General features: G+C 60.3%; 12 protein-coding genes. 8 read left to right on the forward strand and 4 right to left on the reverse strand.

Annotated elements, in window-relative coordinates; translation table 11 throughout:
• The first annotated feature begins 8 nt into the window (after positions 1 to 8).
• From D9V82_RS04810 to D9V82_RS04830, 5 genes are all read left to right on the forward strand, one after another.
• Entirely contained in the window at positions 9 to 632 is a 624-nt protein-coding gene (locus D9V82_RS04810; protein ID WP_234457964.1) for a type II secretion system F family protein, read from the forward strand.
• Entirely contained in the window at positions 629 to 1,252 is a 624-nt protein-coding gene (locus D9V82_RS04815) for a type II secretion system F family protein (RefSeq protein ID WP_121911282.1), read from the forward strand. Before D9V82_RS04810 ends, D9V82_RS04815 begins: the two co-directional genes overlap by 4 nt.
• A gap of 63 nt (positions 1,253 to 1,315) precedes the next feature.
• Positions 1,316 to 1,519, forward strand: coding sequence for a DUF4244 domain-containing protein (locus tag D9V82_RS04820; RefSeq protein ID WP_121911284.1), 204 nt, complete (start codon positions 1,316 to 1,318; stop codon positions 1,517 to 1,519).
• A gap of 33 nt (positions 1,520 to 1,552) precedes the next feature.
• Positions 1,553 to 1,867 (forward strand): hypothetical protein, encoded by a 315-nt coding sequence (locus tag D9V82_RS04825; RefSeq protein ID WP_121911286.1) that lies wholly within the window; start codon positions 1,553 to 1,555, stop codon positions 1,865 to 1,867.
• The gene (locus tag D9V82_RS04830) at positions 1,860 to 2,183 is read left to right on the forward strand and encodes an Rv3654c family TadE-like protein (protein ID WP_121911287.1); all 324 of its coding nucleotides are present in this window, start codon (positions 1,860 to 1,862) and stop codon (positions 2,181 to 2,183) included. The genes D9V82_RS04825 and D9V82_RS04830 overlap by 8 nt, the downstream gene beginning before the upstream one ends.
• On the opposite strand, the gene D9V82_RS04835 is transcribed toward D9V82_RS04830, so the two are convergent.
• The gene (locus D9V82_RS04835; RefSeq protein ID WP_121911289.1) at positions 2,180 to 4,552 is read right to left on the reverse strand and encodes a DEAD/DEAH box helicase; all 2,373 of its coding nucleotides are present in this window, start codon (positions 4,550 to 4,552) and stop codon (positions 2,180 to 2,182) included. The genes D9V82_RS04830 and D9V82_RS04835 overlap by 4 nt on opposite strands.
• A gap of 180 nt (positions 4,553 to 4,732) precedes the next feature.
• On the opposite strand from D9V82_RS04835, the gene D9V82_RS04840 reads away from it, so the two are divergent.
• Positions 4,733 to 4,936, forward strand: coding sequence for a cold-shock protein (locus tag D9V82_RS04840; RefSeq protein WP_005276524.1), 204 nt, complete (start codon positions 4,733 to 4,735; stop codon positions 4,934 to 4,936).
• 24 nt (positions 4,937 to 4,960) lie between these two features.
• On the opposite strand, the gene D9V82_RS04845 is transcribed toward D9V82_RS04840, so the two are convergent.
• On the reverse strand, positions 4,961 to 5,590 hold the full coding sequence (locus tag D9V82_RS04845) for a DedA family protein (RefSeq protein ID WP_121911291.1): 630 nt from the start codon (positions 5,588 to 5,590) through the stop codon (positions 4,961 to 4,963).
• Between the two features lie 246 nt (positions 5,591 to 5,836).
• Between D9V82_RS04845 and topA the strand changes: the two genes are divergently transcribed.
• Together topA and D9V82_RS04855 are read left to right on the forward strand one after the other, a co-directional pair.
• Entirely contained in the window at positions 5,837 to 8,806 is a 2,970-nt protein-coding gene (gene topA, locus D9V82_RS04850) for a type I DNA topoisomerase (protein WP_121911293.1), read from the forward strand.
• Positions 8,807 to 8,832: 26 nt separating this feature from the next.
• Positions 8,833 to 9,591: a hypothetical protein gene (locus D9V82_RS04855; RefSeq protein WP_121911295.1), complete on the forward strand. Its 759-nt coding sequence runs from the start codon at positions 8,833 to 8,835 to the stop codon at positions 9,589 to 9,591.
• Here the strand turns inward: D9V82_RS04855 and D9V82_RS04860 are convergent.
• Positions 9,568 to 10,776 (reverse strand): DUF418 domain-containing protein, encoded by a 1,209-nt coding sequence (locus D9V82_RS04860; protein ID WP_121911297.1) that lies wholly within the window; start codon positions 10,774 to 10,776, stop codon positions 9,568 to 9,570. The two genes, D9V82_RS04855 and D9V82_RS04860, sit on opposite strands and share 24 nt — an antisense overlap.
• Entirely contained in the window at positions 10,776 to 12,308 is a 1,533-nt protein-coding gene (locus tag D9V82_RS04865) for an adenylate/guanylate cyclase domain-containing protein (RefSeq protein WP_121911299.1), read from the reverse strand. The genes D9V82_RS04860 and D9V82_RS04865 overlap by 1 nt, the downstream gene beginning before the upstream one ends.
• Between the last annotated feature and the right edge of the window lie 16 nt (positions 12,309 to 12,324).

Here is a 12,324-nt window from a genome sequence, read left to right on the forward strand (position 1 = left end):
TCGGTCGGATGAGCATTGCGGTAGCGGCAGCGATCATCGCGTGGTGCGTGTCGTGGTATATCAAGGACATCATGGTTGCGCGCACACGCCGGCGCAGCCGAGAAGCCTTGGCCGGATACCTCGGGGTTGTAACCGCTGACCTGCGCGCCGGGGCAACTCTTGCAAGCGCGCTATCGCGCGGGGCGGACTCCCTTCCTGCGACGACGCCGCGGGATATGAGCGCGGCCTTAGAATCCACCGCTACTGCGGCGGCCCGCGGTGTGCCCCCACACGTGGCGTTATCGGGCGTCTATGCAGATGCAGAACTTACCCGGCTCGGCCACCTGCTCGAATTATCCACCCAGCACGGCATCGCGGTGGCAAGCCTCTTTGAACAGGCCCAAAGCCGGATGGATGCGCTGCGTCGCCACCACCAATCCACTGTGGCCGGGTTGCAAGGTCCGCAAGCTACCGCCACGGTCTTGGCCTGCCTTCCCGTTGCGGGTATCGCCATGGGCGGGGCGATGGGGGCTAATTCGCTGGGCTTTTTACTCGGCGGAGGGGTGGGCGGAATCTTACTGGTCAGCGGGGTGGGGCTTGCCTGCGGCGGCTTTGCCTGGTCGCGCGTCATCATCAGGAAGGCGGCACCATGATGGTCTTTATCTGGCTAGCGCTGGCCGTGCTTGTCGGGCTGCCTGCCAATAAGGGCCGGGTGGGGCCGACTACAGCACGGAGCACAACATGGTATGCAGCGAAGACCCCGCGCGCCGGCCCACCGAAGCGCGATGGCGCACTAGTGCGCGGGGGATTGATGCGCAAACTCCAGCCCACTACAACCGCAGATCCGCTCCTCGTGGCCGGGGATATCGAACTTTTCGCAGCTTGTCTGAGTGCGGGCCTGACGGTGCACGCCGCTGCTACGGCAGTCGCGCGCACGGCAGAGGCCGATACCCAGCACCTGTGGGAAACGGCGTCCGCGCTGCTTGGAGTTGGCGTGCCCACGGAATCTGCATGGGACCACATGAAAGGCCATGCAGGACTAGGGGACGTGGCGGGGCTTGTCATCTTATCGGGCCAGTCCGGTGCCACCATAGCCGCCGGATGCACACGAATCTGTACTTCTTTGCGCGCCGAAGCATCTGCCCACGCTACGGCTAAAGCAGAGCGCGCAGGAGTGTTCATTGCCCTCCCGCTGGCGGTGTGCTTCCTGCCAGCATTCATCGTTGTAGGCCTAGCGCCCGTAGTAATCAGCTTGGGCGCACAGCTTTTTTAGATTCACTATTTTCCATTTCGACTCAACCACCAACCACCATACTTTTTGGAAAGGATTCCTACTATGTCTTTACTACTCATTAAGTACTCCCAGCTCACTCGCACTCTTGTCCGCAACGATGAGGGAATGAGCACGATTGAATACGCCATGGGTTCGCTCGCGGCCGCAGCGCTTGCCGGCGTGCTGTATATGGTCATCAAAGGCGGCGGCGTGGTCGATGCCATTGAGGGAATTATCACCGATGCACTGTCGAACACCCCGAGCTAGCCGGGCGTAACAAAGCAGAAGAAAGGAGGGATCATGCGCGCGGTAGTCGATGACGATGGTTCGGTGACCATCGAAGCCGCCCTGGCATTAAGTTCCCTCGTCCTCGTAGCGGCGGGCATCATCGGTGCTATCGCTACGATGGCATCCTATATCGCGGCGGTGGACATGGCAGGCGCGGCGGCTAGGTCGCATGCCATAGGAGTCGAGTACCAACCGGCGCGCGAGGATGCCCGGGTGAGCGTGCAGGAAAGTGCGGGGCTTATTCGGGCATCGGTCAGCGTTGATGCTCCCATCGGCACGATGCGCGCAGAAGCGGTCTTTCCCGCAGAGGTGGCCGGCTATGACTAGCAGACTTCGCGGCGAGGACGGGTACGCCACCATCGCCGCCACCGGAATTATCGTTGCCATCACCAGCCTGTTATTGGTCATCGCGGTGATAGGTTCTCGTGTGACTGCGCGCCATGAAGCGCAGGTTGCCGCAGACCTTGCCGCCGTAGCCGGCGCCTGGGCCTTGGCCACCGGCAATGATTCGTGTGCTGCCGCGGATAACACTGCACGGGATAACGGGGCGAGCCTCGAGTCATGCATTGAAAAAGCAACCGATATCATCGCGGTCGCCACAGTGCGCGGGCACAGCGCCACGGCTAGGGCGGGCCCAGTCTAAACCGGAGCTTCCTGCGTCATGGTAACAAGTGCGCCGAGCAGCTTGATGGCGCCTTCCTTGCTCAGTGGATTGTTGCCATTGCCACACTTGGGCGATTGCACGCAGGAAGGACACCCGGCTTCACAGGCACAGGAGCGCACCGCCTCAAAGGTGGCCGCAATCCACTCCGGAAAGCGGCGGAATCCCTCTTCGGCAAATCCGGCGCCGCCGGGGTGACCGTCGTAGACAAAGACAGTCGGAAGCTGCGTATCCGCATGCAAAGCGGTGGATACGCCGCCGATATCCCAGCGGTCGCAAGTGGCGATAAGCGGCAATAAGCCAATGGCGGCGTGCTCCGCCGCATGCAGGGTACCGGGAATATCGGCGGCGGTAATGCCCATTGCAGCAAGCGCCAGAGGGTCGATGGTATAAGCCACAGCGCGGGTGGTCAGCCGCTGTTCGGGAAGATCGAGGGGGATATCGTCGCCGATGGTGCCATCGGCAAGCCTCACCTGGTAGCCAGTGACGCGGTCGGTGACCTCTACCGCGATATCGGCGACCCACAGTCCCGGGGAGTAATTGATGAGATTATCGGCCTTACGCAGGATGCGAATATCCGTTGTGGAGCGCGGGATGGTCGAATACTCGGGGGCCGCCGGGCGGGCAAGCGCTACATAATCGGCCAAGAGAAGATCTTCGATGACAAAACTTTCGCCCTGGTGCAGATAGACCGCGCCGGGGTGGACCTGGCTGGTCGCGCGCGCTGCATCGATAGTTCCCAAAATCCGCCCATCGGAGGCATCCACGATCATGATCTCCTCTCCTGAACCACCGCGCAGCCCTACCGTCGAATGGGCGGTTTCCGGGGAAAGTTCTTCCGGGCTAGATGCAGGGATCGGCACGGCAAACCAGCCGTGCTCGCGGCGGCGCACGAGGCCCTGCTTTGCAAGCAGATCGATCACCTCGCTCGCACCCCACTGAGCAATAGTGGCATCATCGAGCGGTTTTTCCACCGCCGCGCAGTAGAGGTGACCAAAGAGAATATAGGGGTTCATCGGGTTAAATACGCTGGCTTCCACCGGCTTTCCCAATAGCGCATCGGGGTGGTGCACCAGGTAGGTATCCATGGGCTCATCGCGAGCGACGAGCACCACCAGTGAGCCCTGCCCGCGGCGGCCCGCCCGGCCGGCCTGTTGCCAAAAACTGGCTACCGTGCCCGGAAAACCCGCGGTGACCACGGCATCGAGTCCACCGACGTCGATGCCCAGCTCCAGGGCGGAGGTGGTGGCGACGCCTAATAAGGAGGCATCATCAAGCGCCTGTTCTAACCGGCGGCGGTCTTCGGCCAGGTAGCCGGCGCGGTAGGCGGCGATGCGCTGCGCGAAATCCGGCCGACCGAAGCTGCCGGAGAGAATCTCGGCCGTAACCATCGCCACGACCTCGGCGGAGCGGCGGGAGCGCACAAAGGTCATGGTACGGGCACCTTCCGCGATGAAGGTAGCCATTATTTCGGCGGCCTCCGTGGTGGCCGCGCGCCGCACGGGGGCGCCGTGCTTGTCCTCCGCGCCTTCCACGAAACCGGGTTCCCACAGTGCTACCGTACGCGCGCCGGTGGGTGCACAATCCTCAGTAATGGCCTGCGCCGGGCGGCCGGTCAAACGCTGGGCATGCCGCGCTGGGTCATTCATCGTTGCGGAGGCATAAATGATGGTGGGCCGCGATCCATAATGACTGCACAGGCGGAGCAGGCGGCGTACCACCAGGGCCACATTGGCGCCGAATACGCCCCGGTAGGAGTGACATTCATCGATGACAATGAACTCCAAGTGGCGCAGCACCCGCGCCCACCGCGCGTGCGCGGCCAACATGGACATGTGCACCATATCGGGATTGGAGAACACCAGTCGCGAATGCTCGCGCACGCCCATCCGTGACTCTTGGGGTGTATCGCCGTCATAGGGAGCGGGCACCACGTTTTGTAACTCGGGGATGTCGCGGCACAGCTGGAGTGCGGAATGCAGCTGGTCCGATCCCAGTGCCTTAGTGGGGGTGAGGTAGAGCGCGCACGCGGTCTGGTCTTCTGCTAGCCGGGTGAGGATGGGCAGCTGATAGCTCAAGGATTTTCCGGACGAGGTGCCGGTGGAAATAACTGCGTCGCGGCCCTGCCAGGCGCATTCGGCGAGCTTCGCCTGGTGTGTATATAGCTTGTTGATGCCCCCTTCTACCAGCTTGTCCCTCAACCCCGGCAGCACCCACTCCGGCCATTCGGCGAAACGTGCCGGTTGAGCCGGGAGTGTGGTGTGAAATGTCAGGGTCGATTCAGAAAGGCGCCGTTGGACGCGTTCTAGGAGCTCGTCACCAAAGGGGTTATCGCCGACCGGGTGAGACAATTTTTACCCCCTAGTGAGTTAAATCTATCGCTTTGGCATGGAACGTGTCACACTGTTGACAGGCCAATGTTGTCTTGGTGCGGTTTTATACCTCACGGTACTGCTCGAGGACCCATTTACCGAATAACTACCGGCGCGGCTTTCCGCGCTACCTATCTAAGAAAAGGAACCCAGTTCACCATGACACAAGGAACCGTTAAATGGTTTAACTCCGAAAAGGGATACGGATTCATCGAGCGCGAGGACGGCGGTGGAGACATCTTCGTTCACTACTCTGAAATCCAAGGCAGCGGGTTCCGCACCCTGGAAGAAAACCAGAAGGTTAGCTTCGAGGTTGGATCCGGCCCGAAGGGCGACCAGGCGCAGGCCGTTTCCATTCTCTAACACCCTCCAGGGTGCTGAAGCGCCCTAGGGTGTTTCAGCGTAGCCGCGGGAGGTATCCCACCATTCCACGATGCGGTTTTGGGCCTTTTGTAGGCCCAATCCGATGAAAATGGCGACGATAATGCTGATGATCACCGCAAAGAGCGGGGTATCGGAGAACGCCAGGCCACCTACATAGCCAATGGCCAAGGCCTGGAATACCCAGAGCATGACGCCAATGGTGTCGAAAAAGAGGAAGACCGGCCAGGGAAAGCGCATTGACCCCAACAATATGGTCATAAAGAGCCTGGCTGAGGGGATAAAGCGGGCAATGATAATGGCCGCGCCGCCGCCGCGGCGGACATTGCGTTTTACCCACGTGAGGACCTCGTAGGCCCTCGAGCCTTTCTGAATGCGGTTGAGCAGGGGCATAAACCGGGTACCGAGCAAAAAGCACAGGTTATCACCCACCATGGCGGCTACGAGCGCTACAAAGAACATGGTGGGCAGGTGCGGAAATCCCTGTGAACCGGACCACGCGCCGGCCATATTGAGCGGGATTTCAGAGGGGAGCACTGGAAAGAAACAGTCGCCGAAGATGAGCAGTCCCACGATCGGATAAACCCACTCCGTGCCCATGATGGTTTCGATCCACATCGTTACTGTGTCAACCATCTAATCCTCCACGGGGTGTGTTGTGGGTGTGCTATCGTCCCCAACAATGCTTTCATAGCTGCTGGACTTTCTAAAGAGGTCAGTATAGACCGGTTCGGTGGGGGTGCGAAGTGCCCCCTACACAGCCTTTTGGCGCTACTGAGTATATGGTGCGGTAAACGGTATCAACCGCCTGTGTACGCTAGGGGCGATTGCTGAAAGCACACAAATTTTAATTTTTGCATCATCGAAAGGGATGAAGTCGTAGTGGCAGAAGCGGCCGAGCCGGGCAAAACTTTAGTGATTGTGGAGTCGGCAACTAAGGCGAAGAAGATTCAGCCGTACCTGGGAGATAACTACATCGTGGAGGCCTCCGTGGGGCATATCCGTGATCTCCCGCGGGGCGCTGCCGATGTGCCGGCGAAGTTCAAGAAAGAATCTTGGGCCCGCCTGGGCGTTAACCCGGAAGATGATTTCGCCCCGCTCTACGTCGTTAGCCCGGATAAGAAGAAAAAGGTCGCCGACCTCAAATCTAAGTTGAAGCAATGCGATAACCTTCTACTGGCAACAGACCCTGACCGTGAGGGCGAGGCCATTGCCTGGCACCTATTGGAGGTTTTAAAACCCAAGGTGCCGGTGCGTCGCATGGTCTTCAATGAGATCACCAAGTCCGCCATCCTGGAGGCAGCGGGAAATACGCGCGACTTAGACTATAACCTCATCGATGCGCAAGAAACCCGCCGCATCCTGGACCGCCTCTATGGTTACGAGGTTTCGCCGGTGCTGTGGAAGAAGGTTATGCCGCGGCTTTCGGCCGGGCGCGTGCAGTCGGTGGCAACGAGGGTCATCGTCGAGCGCGAACGCGAACGCATGGAATTTATCTCCGCTAACTACTGGGACCTGCTCGCCACTTTGGACACAGGATCCGGCAGCGGTGAGGCCCCATCGACCTTTGACGCACGCTTAACCGCCGTCAACGGCAAACGTGTTGCCCTAGGCCGCGATTTCGACGATCGCGGAAACATGAAGACCGAAGACGTCATCGTGATCACCCAGGCGCGGGCGGAGGCCTTGGAAAAGGCCCTGCAGGGCGCGGGTATGACTGTATCCGGGGTAGAGCATAAGCCCTACACCCGTAAGCCTTATGCGCCATTTATGACCTCGACGCTGCAGCAGGAGGCGGGTCGGCGCCTGCACTTTACCTCGGAGCGCACGATGCGCATTGCGCAGCGCCTGTATGAAAATGGCCACATCACGTATATGCGTACGGACTCTTCCTCGCTATCTCACCAGGGCATGAATGCCGCGCGAAGTTCTGCGATCAGCATTTATGGCGAAGAATACGTCGCGGATTCCCCGCGTATATATGACCGCCGTGTGAAAAACTCGCAGGAGGCGCACGAGGCTATCCGCCCCGCCGGTGAGTCCTTCGCCACCCCGGGCCAGCTTTCCAGCCAACTGGATGCCGAGGAATTTAAACTCTATGACCTGATTTGGAAGCGCACCGTAGCCTCGCAGATGGCCGATGCTAAGGGAACTTCCATGAAGGTGGCGGTCGCTGGCACCGCGGCCACGGATAATGGCACCTATGATGTCGAGTTCTCCGCAACTGGGCGCACCATTACCTTCCCCGGCTTCTTGAAGGCATACGGCGCGGACGAGGATACGAGCAAAAAGACTGAGACTCGCCTGCCGCACCTGGAGGAGGGCCGCGATCTGAAGGTCGAAAAGGTTTCGGCAGAAGGCCACTCCACCAACCCGCCGGCGCGCTATACAGAGGCCAGCTTGGTGAAGAAGATGGAGGATTTAGGCATTGGCCGCCCCTCGACGTATGCCTCCATTATTAAGACCATCCAGGACCGCGGCTATGTTGTTTCGCGCGGCAACGCCTTGGTGCCCTCATGGGTGGCCTTCGCCGTCGTGGGTCTATTGGAGGAAAACTTCACTGAGCTGGTGGATTATGACTTCACTTCGTCCATGGAAGATGAGCTGGACTCGATCGCCACCGGCACAGAGGATGGCACGGCCTGGCTCAACGGCTTTTACTTTGGCAACGCTGAGGCCAACGAGCACAAGGCGGCGTCAATCGCGCGGCATGGTGGGTTGAAATCGCTTATTGATGTCAACCTCGAGGCCATCGATGCCCGCCAGGTCAACTCGCTGAAGCTCTATACCGATTCTGAAGGACGCGATGTTTTCGTGCGCGTCGGCCGCTACGGGCCCTATATCGAGCGCGCGATCGGTACTAACGAGGATGGCAGCGTGGAATACCAGCGTGCCAACCTTTCGGAGACGGTGACCCCAGATGGGTTGAATGAACAGCTGGCGGAAAAGCTCTTTGCCACCTCGCAGGGTGGGCGCCAGTTGGGCGAAAACCCTAAAAATGGCCGCATGGTGGTGGCTAAGGAAGGCCGCTTTGGCTCCTATGTCACCGAGGTTGTCCGCGATGATGAGCGGGAGAAGGCCGAGGCGGAGGCATTGGAGATCGTCGCCAAGGAGCGTGCCGCAGAGGATAAACAGCGCGCTGCGGAAGGCAAGCGCGCCAAGAACTGGGAGACCAAGACGGCCGCGAAGCAGAAGGAAAAGCGCATCGATGACTACATTAATGAGAAGCTGAAGCCGGGCACGGCCTCGCTCTTTAGCTCGATGGAACCGCTGACCGTCACGCTGGACCAAGCCCTGGAGTTGCTGTCCCTGCCCCGCGAGGTGGGCGTTGACGACGGGGAGATGATCACCGCTCAAAATGGTCGCTATGGCCCGTACCTGAAAAAAGGCACGGATTCGCGCTCGCTGGCTAAAGAAGAGCAGATCTTTAGTATTACCTTGGATGAGGCGCGCCGCATATATGCGGAGCCGAAGCGTCGGGGCCGCGCGGCCGCACAGCCCCCGCTCAAGCAGCTTGGCGATAATGACGTCTCGGGTAAGCCCATGACCGTCAAGGATGGCCGCTTCGGTCCGTACGTCACGGATGGCACTACGAATGCGTCCCTGCGCCGCGGCGACGATCCGGAGCAGCTTACTGATGCCCGCGCCAATGAGCTCCTCTCCGAGCGGCGTGCGAAAGAGGCCTCTGGGGAAACGAAGAAGAAGTCCACCAAAAAGTCCAGCAAGAAATCCAGCAAGAAATCCAGCAAGAAGGCAACTAAAAAGAGCACGAAGAAGGCGGCCAAAAAATCCAGCTCGAAGCCTTCACCCGGCACGAAAAACGTTGTTAAGGCCGGCTCGCGGAAGAAATAAGTGAAGAAATTAGTAAGGTGTCGGGCATGAATGATGTACTTGCCCGCACCGCGGAAGGTGCCGCGGCCTTAGCCCGCGCGGTGTCCGAAATATTTGCTGATATCACTGATCCAGCCCGGCGCACCCCGCGGGGCTGGCGGCGTTTCGCGTACTTGGCGTTAGGTGAATGCACGGTGTGGTCCCGCCTCTTTGGCTGGAAGAAAGCTCACACTGCAACCAGCGCTCCGCTTTTGCCGCTCTTAGCAGCAGACGCGCACAACCCCACCCTGAGCACCGCCCTGCTGGTGGGCGCGGTGGGCCAGGCAGAAAAGACCCGCCGCCTGCATCACCCGTCTCTCCTTGGGGTAGCCGGTGTTAGCGCTAGCCACGCAGCGTATTCCTGGGTTCTGTATCGGCGCGGCGCGCGTAACGATGCCCGCGGTTGGGGCCTGCGCGTCATCGCCTGGGTGGCGGCACTTAGTGCATCGCGCATGCAGCCCACCCGTACCGCGGTAGCAGTGGGCGGCGTCGCAGTGTTGACCACCTCAGCGTTGGCGGGTGATCCGCGTTTGCGCACCGATGCAACGAAGGGCGTGAGCCACGGCGCGAACCTCTTGGTCGCTGCAGAAGGCCTTAGTGCGCTGCGGGCGTGGCTGACTTTTGCTGGGGCTCAGCAGAAGTCGCGGATACTGAGGAAGAACAAGAAACACACCACGCCCGCGAAGGCGGCCAGGGCGGTGGGCGCGGTGGAGGCCGGAGCCTTGGCTCTCGGACATTTCCTGCTAGTTGACGCCCTGACTAGGTAAACTCCGCTCCGGCCGCATGCGCGGACCATAGGATAGCCGCCGGTGAACCACCTCGAAGGGCCCGCGCAGTCCCAGCGCTTCTAATATACAGGCACCGACCACGGTGACTCCCCATACGCCGCAGGCGAGGGCGGCTTGACCAAAGGCCCCTAGATCGTGGCCGAAGTCTAGCGTGAAGGGGTGCACGAGCAGGAAAAATAGTATCGACTGAGCCACGTAACCGCTCATGGATCGCTTACCTAGCGCAATGAAGGGCCATAAGAACGCGGGCACGGGTGCCCCAGCCGCGTGGCGTTCTTGCACGGGCTGCAAGACAAGCGCGAGCCCGGCGAGGATTCCCGGCCCGGTCAGCACGCCGAGGGTGGAATTAGCGCTATTGGCTGCGTCCGCCCAGCGTTGATCAATAACCTCCAGGGTACCCAAGGACCACAGCACGCCAATTATAAGTGTTACGGCGGCGGCGATGGCCACCCAGCGCAGGAGTTGGGGCCGGTGAGAGGGGACATCGGCAAGCACGCCCTCGCGCGCCCACACAAAACCCACCAGCATGACCGGCAAGTACATCAGGATGATGAGCGGGGTGGAGATGGCCTGGGCACCCAGGGTGAGAAGCTGACTAAGCAGCAGGTCACCAAAGGAATTCGCCGTGCCAATGCCTTCAAAGGGGATGTCGGCGCCGCCGTCAATCGCGGAGAAAATAAGTGTGCAGATGCCGAGCACCGTCATCACCCCGAGCGCACCATAGGAAATTTTGCGCAGGGTGGAATTATGCAGTGTGAGCAGCAGTGCGATGACTATGCCCGCTATGCCGTAAACAAACATGATATCGCCCCAAAACAACAACACCATGTGCACTGCGCCGAAAAGCGCGAGGAAGCCATAGCGCTTGGCGATGACCCTTCGTGCCTCCCGCAGCGGAAAGCCCCGCCGCCACAGGCTCATCGCGATGAGCCCCACGCCGAAGCCCAGCAGGGTGGAAAACATTGGCAGGCCGCGGTTATGCACGAAGAATGCGCCGAAAACGACCGCGATTTTATCCAGCAGGCTGTCATTCAGGATGCCGCCAAAATATGCGCCTGGGCGGTCCTCGCTGATGATCCACGCGGTGGTCATATTCGCTATCGCGATGCCTAGAAGTGCCATTCCGCGTGCCGTATCGGGCACAATGAGACGAGTAGTAGCCATTAGATTTCGCACCTTTCTGCCAGGCTGGCGCGGATGGGCCGCGCCAACTGGGTCATGCGGCGGCGCCCGCGCAGTTCAATAGATTTCATGACGGTCCAGCGGGCTTGTTCTGCCTCGTTGGCGGTTTTTAAAGTGGCGGCGTTGGTCAGGACCTGGCCGGGGGTATCTTTGGCCATTTCGGTCAGGCGTGCAGCCTCGTTGACGGCATCCCCGATGACAGTGTATTCGAAGCGATCCGCGCCGCCGATGTGGCCTGCCACTACGTGGCCGGAGGCGACGCCGATGCCGGCTTGCAGCTCGAGCCCGCGTAACTCTGCGCGCAGCTCGCGGGCGGCTTGCAGCGCTATCGAGGTCGAGTCATACACGTTGAGCGGCGCGCCAAAGACGGCGAGGGCGGCATCGCCCTGGAATTTATTGATGATGCCTTTATTGCGATGCACCACCGTCACGACGTGCTCGAAGAATTTATTGAGCTCCGTGACCACTTCTTCGGGGGTGTGATTGACCGCGAAGGTGGTGGAACCGATGACATCGATAAACAGCACCGCCACCTTCCGGTCTTCCCCACCCAATTCGGGACGTTCATCGAGGGCGCGCTGGGCCACCTCGGTGCCCACGTACCGGCCGAAGATATCGCGGAGGCGCTGACGCTCGCGTAGACCGCGCATCATTTCATTGAAACCGGCCTGGAGGACGCCGAGCTCGGAGCCATCGTAGATATCGACCTCGGCATCGGCCTCGCCGCGGCGCACGCGGTTGATGGCATCCTGCAATTCCACGATGGGATCGACCACGCTCATGATGGCGAAGCTGGTGCCGATGCACCCGGTGGCCAGGGCGGTGAGCGCGAGCGCCACGATGGCTGGGATGATCTCGCCGGCATCGCCGGAGAAAAACCCAGTGTGCTGCCCCAAAAGCACCAACACGATGCCGAGCAGCGGCACCCCAGAAGTCATCAGCCAGGTAGAAAACAGGCGGTACTTGATGGGTGGTTCGATGGTGGAATCTTCAAAGCGGCGGGCGACGGCTTGCGCGGCGACGGGCCGCACTAGGCGTTCTGCCTCTAGGTAGGTCAAAAGGATGATGACCAGGCCAGCCAAGGTGGTGGAGACACCCACGACGAGCCCGAGCCGCCCGGATTGCCCGCTGGAAATAACCACGGTCAAAATGATGCCGATGAGCCAGACTGCGGCCGCGACCATGGATTGATAGACCGGAATACGCAGCACGAGGTTGCGCACCATATTAGGATCGTGTGCGTCGGGGTTGCGCTGCCAATCCAACACGGGGCGGAAGAGGAGCAGGGTAGCGGCGATGCCGATGATGACCGCAAAAATAAGGTAGATCGCCGCTACTCCCTTCAGGTTAGGCAGCTCAGCGGCAAAGTCCTTGATTTCCGGCATGGGGAGGAAATAGAGGATAAAGGTCATGATTGCGATGGCACCGATGATATTGGCGCCCAAGACCAAAGCAGCGTATACCGGCCACTGGGTTCCCATAAGCCAACGAGCGCCACGCCATAGTCTGTTCATAACTACTTACTGTAGT

The organism is Corynebacterium macginleyi (genome assembly GCF_003688935.1).
In the GTDB taxonomy this organism is placed as follows: domain Bacteria; phylum Actinomycetota; class Actinomycetes; order Mycobacteriales; family Mycobacteriaceae; genus Corynebacterium; species Corynebacterium macginleyi.

What these genes read in the sequence shown, in the direction of transcription:
- D9V82_RS04810 (WP_234457964.1), top strand. Translation starts at nt 9, where the DNA reads ATGAGCATTGCGGTAGCGGCAGCGATCATCGCGTGGTGCGTGTCGTGG.
- D9V82_RS04865 (WP_121911299.1), bottom strand. Translation starts at nt 12,308, where the DNA reads ATGAACAGACTATGGCGTGGCGCTCGTTGGCTTATGGGAACCCAGTGG.
- D9V82_RS04855 (WP_121911295.1), top strand. Translation starts at nt 8,833, where the DNA reads ATGAATGATGTACTTGCCCGCACCGCGGAAGGTGCCGCGGCCTTAGCC.
- D9V82_RS04845 (WP_121911291.1), bottom strand. Translation starts at nt 5,590, where the DNA reads ATGGTTGACACAGTAACGATGTGGATCGAAACCATCATGGGCACGGAG.
- D9V82_RS04840 (WP_005276524.1), top strand. Translation starts at nt 4,733, where the DNA reads ATGACACAAGGAACCGTTAAATGGTTTAACTCCGAAAAGGGATACGGA.
- D9V82_RS04825 (WP_121911286.1), top strand. Translation starts at nt 1,553, where the DNA reads ATGCGCGCGGTAGTCGATGACGATGGTTCGGTGACCATCGAAGCCGCC.
- D9V82_RS04830 (WP_121911287.1), top strand. Translation starts at nt 1,860, where the DNA reads ATGACTAGCAGACTTCGCGGCGAGGACGGGTACGCCACCATCGCCGCC.
- D9V82_RS04820 (WP_121911284.1), top strand. Translation starts at nt 1,316, where the DNA reads ATGTCTTTACTACTCATTAAGTACTCCCAGCTCACTCGCACTCTTGTC.
- D9V82_RS04815 (WP_121911282.1), top strand. Translation starts at nt 629, where the DNA reads ATGATGGTCTTTATCTGGCTAGCGCTGGCCGTGCTTGTCGGGCTGCCT.
- D9V82_RS04860 (WP_121911297.1), bottom strand. Translation starts at nt 10,776, where the DNA reads ATGGCTACTACTCGTCTCATTGTGCCCGATACGGCACGCGGAATGGCA.